Here is a 5,331-nt window from a genome sequence, read left to right as displayed (position 1 = left end):
AATGTATGAAGATAGAGGAGTGAAATTGGAATTAACATTTCCCACATTACCCTTTATTGGGTAAAAAGAAAGGGAAACGAAAGTGGTAAATTGACTTACGCTCGTGGGGGAAAGGGATCACAAAGAAGTGATGGAGAATCGTAATTATCAGAAATTTCGGAAGAATTCAGAGTATCGGAAAAAGGAATTAACCCTATAGTGTGTGTGGAAAAATGAGGAGTAATGGAGGTCACACAGATTACATTGATCACCTGAAGATTTACCCCTTGGCTTCTGCCGGTAGAGATAGTGGTTGGTACCTCTTCGCTTTCAACATTTACACTTTTTTGTTTTTTGCAGTGCGTTTTTTTTATGGTGACCTCAGTGGAAGTATTGAAATTATCCATGCCTATTGCTATTACCTCAGTACTAAAACTGAATGTATAGAGGATCAATAATAATATGGCAAGAATTTTTCTCATGGTCAGAACTACAACGGACTTGGATGGGGCTAAGTTTCATTTGGAGAACGGCTGTGTAACAAATGTTACAAAAGAGATCCATTGTCCAATGGAATAAACATACTGAATAATAATACTTATGTTCATAGATAAGGTTACGAGACTATGATGCCTATTTGCATTTATTTCTTGTACTTAATATTCGTCATGGTGAACGACTCCCGAAAAAAATTCCGACTACAGTATGGAAAAACGGACGCAGCCGTGACTCCTTTTAATTTTAATATTAATGCCCCTTTGGAGTAAATCATTTATGTCTACAAATAGGAATACCTCAATTTGAAATTAGGATTCTTATACAGTTTTTATTGGGTCTAGAAACCTCCCCCAAGCCTTGTTATAAAGGAAGGTAAGAATAGACTACGGTGTTTGCGTCTGCGGCTGTACCTCGATCAACGTTTGGACCATAGTGGACTCACCCCGCGCGTCCAGTACGCCTACCCGCACCGGTTGTATTCCGACTGGAGTTTCTTCGGTAACTGTGACCTCCTTTACGATCCAGCCGTCAGGTCTAATGAGCTGGGGATAATTACCCGAAAGCTCTTCGGCGAGCGTGATCTCAAACCGATAAGGTGCACTACCGCCCTGAACAGCGACCGTCACTGTCAAAGAAGAACCCTGCGTTACTTCCACGGGGCTGGCGAGAACTGACGAAACTGTAAGTCTCTTGCTACCATCCAACTCAGAGAGCTCGGAAGCAAAGTAGAAACCTACGATTGTGCCGAAGACGCCTAGTAATAGTCCTAACACTTCTTTTCCACTGTCGAACCTATCTTTTGCAGTTCCAAGAAGTGCGGAAACTACCAGGAGGACAGCTGTTCCGATTGTCACGATCGCAAATAGGTATGTAATCAGTCCCCTGGCGAACGGTGTTCTACCCATCCCAATAAGGACACGACCCTTGTCGAGATCAAGAATGGCCATGCCGAGAATAAACAGCACACCTAGTAGAATGAGCGTCGCCACAATAGACACCGGGCTAGTTAGCTGGAGAAAGGCCTCACGGAATCGGTCGTCCCTCGCGGCAAGTCTGGCCAGCGACCAAACAGCTAAAGAAAGAAAGCCTAGTAGCCCGACGATGGTCACGATGGCGATGATTACTTGAGGCGTAAGGTTCATAACAAACTATTTTCGTCGGGGACAAGGGCTTTTAAAATAGATCAGGAAGCTTCCACTTTATAACTAAGATATCAATAAATATTAACAAATACTGCAATAGAAAAAGCAGGTGATTTCATTACCCTGTACCAACCTATTACTCTTAAGAATATCGTTATTTTATTTAGATATGTACTATAGAATTGCATTTGAAGATTATAAAAGCCAATAATAAGATTTATGCTTACCCTACTGAGAGACAAGTCATGTCCAAACGAAATGTATTTAGCCTATAAATCAGATACCTCTCCATATTCAGTTGTTAAACATGATTGCTGAAGTAGCTAATTGAACTGAATTGCTGGTCCAATAAGTGTGTATACCCATTATGGACCTATGGCTTAGAATGGCTAAAGTAGCTTTCTCCCCATTTCTTCAAAGTCCTTTGTATCTATACTCTTATACTGTTTTGGAGCATTGGAAGCCTGTTTGACGCTAGCTTCTATAAATGCTTTCATGCGCTGGGCATTTCGTTGTTCAGACAGTCTGATTTCATTCGTTATTGTGCCTAATTTGTCAGTGATCATGTTCTCAATGGCATAGTATTGAACAGTGGCCACTGCTCCTGAAGCAGCAGCATTCTCACCAGTTCTCATCCAACTCCATTGCTCTTGAGCCACTGCTGAGACAGGTTGCAATTCTTCTGAAGGCTTTATGGCTACCTTTTGTCCATTTACATAACCATTTCTTTCTTTGCAAGCTCTGCTCCTGCAGGAGTTGGAGCAGTATTTATGCACACCTCTTCGGGTAGGAACAAAGTCCTCTTCACAGTAGGCACAGCTCACCAGGGAGACATAGCGATATTTTTCTTTACCTCGTTTAGTCCGGTAGAGCTGTCTAACTATTTTATGTCCAGCTTCGTTTATGAAAATCTCGTCAGCAAAAGTTTCAACAATACACATTCTGTTTCTATTACGCGTTTACATAAATTTATATAAACGCAAAATGGGCACATTTCCAGCCTTATGCTATTCAGGATTTGGAGATATAGTATAAAGGTGAGGAAGTAGGTGATCCTGAAGAAACTTTACAATTGGTGTTGCTAAATTAGCAGTAAAGAGAAAAGATGTATGTCAAGACAAAATTACTTTTTGATTTAATCATTGTTACATGAACGCATATTTTCATGCCTTGGGGAAGATTAAAGTATCTGAGATTGGGAAAATAGAGATTCATCTTTTTATAAACAGTCAATATAATATAGTATTATTTCAAGACAAATAACTTTAATTATGTTAAGTTAATAGCAAGAATCATCCATATGGGCCAAGAATATGCGTGGGCAACATGAGCAAATAATCAATATAATTATATAACTATTACTATAATTATATTGATTATGCTAATTCCAAACTTATATTTACAAAGCTTAACAATTTAGAAAAGCCCGCTCTTCTGGAGTGGGCCTTTCTTCCCTGAAGATAAATAGTTTAATATTAATTATTTGAATCATATGTAGGGATAAGGCTGTTAATTTCTTTTCTTCCTCATTGATCTATATGTAAAATTGACAAAAGAGCGTTGTTGTATTTTAAATAAATTTTGCCTTTAGCAATCAATCCCATTGAAAAATTATACAGAGTTTATATAAATAGAATATTCAATGGTAGCACCTGGTTTAATATATTTTCTAATTTTTGATAAATGAATTCATAAGCTTATCAAGCTCTCTTACTTTTTGCTAGAAAACGCGACAAATCTGAGTATTCAAACTTTAATCATACAAACCTGAAATATACCTGAAGGTAAATATTCCCTCAATTTAAATTGATTTGCATAATTAACTTCAAATTATGCAAATGAAACTATTTAAATCATTATTAATCCTTACTGTCCTTATTCCTTTCATGGGGTGTGAAAAAGAGGAAGTAGCGATGATTGAAAATTCTAAGTTTTTTGTATCCTCATCAACATTAAATTTCAATGAGACTAACACTCATGAACTGGTATTGAGTGTAGTTCCTTCGGACACCTGTTCATTTGAAGTTTTATCTCATCCCTCATGGATAAACGTAAGCCCTACAAAAGGACTCATTGAGGGTGGAGCCATAGTTACTATTACAAGCTTAGCCTCAGAAACAGCAGGGCAGTATAGTGGTTCTATTAAAATTCAAACCAAGTTTGGTGAGTCATCAGTTAGTGTAGAACAAGTGGTAACAGAAAGTGTAGCGGTACAGGAAAACTATGTGCTAAATTTACCAGATTCAGTGATCATAGATGAGTTTACCGACTTTACCAATTTTTCATTTTTCAATGAAGAAATAGTGGCGATAGACTGGGAGTTAACAACTACAGATGATTTTTTGACGGTTGAACAAAACACAGGAGTTACCGAGGCAGATACTGAAGAAGTTGTAGATATAGTTGTGAATAGGGAAACATTTGAGACTGGTAACTACTACTCTAACATCATCCTTACTTCAGGAGCATACACCGATACTATTCCGGTAAGGATTTATAATTTTAAAGAATATAAGATTAAGTTACAGGAAGATATAGTAGATGCAGCATACATTAAATCTAAAGATGCTATTGTCTATGCCTCTTCCAATCCTTTAGCTTTGTTTTATTACGATGTAGTAGGTGATATGAAAGAACAAATAGATCTGACTTATGTACCTACAAGCTTAGCCTTAGATAAAAGTGGAGCGTATGCAGTGGTAGGCCATGATGCGCATGTGACTTATGTTGACCTTGTTAATAAAACAATAATAAACACTTTTGATATTTCTGCAAAAGCTATTGATATCGTTTTTGCTGACAATGGTTGGGCTTATTGCTCTGTAGATGATTATGATGATAATTTAATTGGAATTAATCTATCGACTGGTGATGTAGTTCGTCACACTGCTTATTCTTCCAGTTCGAGAGGAAAAATTAAGCTTGACAACACTGGAAACTACATCTATCTGGCAGACCAGGGAGTCACACCCTCTGATTTACACAAATACTCCATTGAAAATGATACTGCTGTGTATATGTACGACTCTCAGTATCACGGTGATTACTCTATAAGTGGCAATCTATGGTTATCAGAAGATGGAAATAGAATTTTTAGCAGAGGCGGAAGCGTATTTAAAACTTCAACAGTAGAAAGTAATGATATGGTATATAATGGAGAACTTGATCTGTACCAGGAGGCTTATCATGTTTTAACCAGCGTATTTGATCTGGAACATAATGCTCTGAATCAAGAAATCTATCTCCTTGGTTCTAGAGGCTATGATAAGCCTAAGTACCCTTATTTATTTATTCACAACCATGAAAACCTTCTCTTGAAAGATAAGATTGGTTTGGAGAAATACATTACCAGAGACGGACAAGGAGGAGGATCTTATTATGAGCCTGATCCTTACTTTGTGTTTTTAAATAATGCAGGAAATGAGGCTTTTGTTATTACCAAAGCCTATGAATCCGGACTACTCTATGAGTGGGCAATAGAAAAGATTAGCTTACCTTGATAAATAGGTTGCTGATAGTCTAAAGAGAGTCTATTATTTTATCAACACTGTACATTGGCAACTGGTGAAGAAAGAACCTTCACCAGTTTTGTTGTTCATTTTAATTGTTTAACATAAGTATTATTATTTGACTTTATGGCGCATCCGAAAATTAGTCAACACACCTACTGGTAACTCTTTATTAATCAACCATTTAAGCATGATCACTTCAA

4 protein-coding genes are annotated in these 5,331 nt (G+C 37.3%); 1 reads left to right on the top strand and 3 read right to left on the bottom strand.

What is annotated here, in order from left to right; genetic code table 11:
• Positions 1-95: 95 nt before the first annotated feature.
• From WJR50_RS33755 to WJR50_RS33745, 3 genes are all read right to left on the bottom strand, one after another.
• The gene (locus WJR50_RS33755; protein ID WP_341297731.1) at positions 96-461 is read right to left on the bottom strand and encodes a hypothetical protein; all 366 of its coding nucleotides are present in this window, start codon (positions 459-461) and stop codon (positions 96-98) included.
• Positions 462-860: 399 nt separating this feature from the next.
• Positions 861-1,619, bottom strand: coding sequence for a hypothetical protein (locus WJR50_RS33750; RefSeq protein ID WP_341297730.1), 759 nt, complete (start codon positions 1,617-1,619; stop codon positions 861-863).
• Positions 1,620-2,008: 389 nt separating this feature from the next.
• On the bottom strand, positions 2,009-2,560 hold the full coding sequence (locus WJR50_RS33745; RefSeq protein WP_341297729.1) for a hypothetical protein: 552 nt from the start codon (positions 2,558-2,560) through the stop codon (positions 2,009-2,011).
• A gap of 897 nt (positions 2,561-3,457) precedes the next feature.
• On the opposite strand from WJR50_RS33745, the gene WJR50_RS33740 reads away from it, so the two are divergent.
• Positions 3,458-5,119, top strand: a complete 1,662-nt coding sequence (locus WJR50_RS33740; RefSeq protein ID WP_341297728.1) for a BACON domain-containing protein — start codon at positions 3,458-3,460, stop codon at positions 5,117-5,119.
• The last annotated feature ends 212 nt before the right edge of the window (positions 5,120-5,331 follow it).

The organism is Catalinimonas locisalis (assembly GCF_038039535.1).
Classification (GTDB): Bacteria; Bacteroidota; Bacteroidia; order Cytophagales; family Cyclobacteriaceae; genus Catalinimonas.
The sequence above is the reverse complement of the archived record's forward strand: the minus strand, read 5'-3'. Positions and strand labels throughout refer to the sequence as shown.

Excerpts from the sequence above, each read along its gene's own strand:
- WJR50_RS33755 (WP_341297731.1), bottom strand. The coding sequence starts at position 461 with ATGAGAAAAATTCTTGCCATATTATTATTGATCCTCTATACATTCAGT.
- WJR50_RS33750 (WP_341297730.1), bottom strand. The coding sequence starts at position 1,619 with ATGAACCTTACGCCTCAAGTAATCATCGCCATCGTGACCATCGTCGGG.
- WJR50_RS33745 (WP_341297729.1), bottom strand. The coding sequence starts at position 2,560 with ATGTGTATTGTTGAAACTTTTGCTGACGAGATTTTCATAAACGAAGCT.
- WJR50_RS33740 (WP_341297728.1), top strand. The coding sequence starts at position 3,458 with ATGAAACTATTTAAATCATTATTAATCCTTACTGTCCTTATTCCTTTC.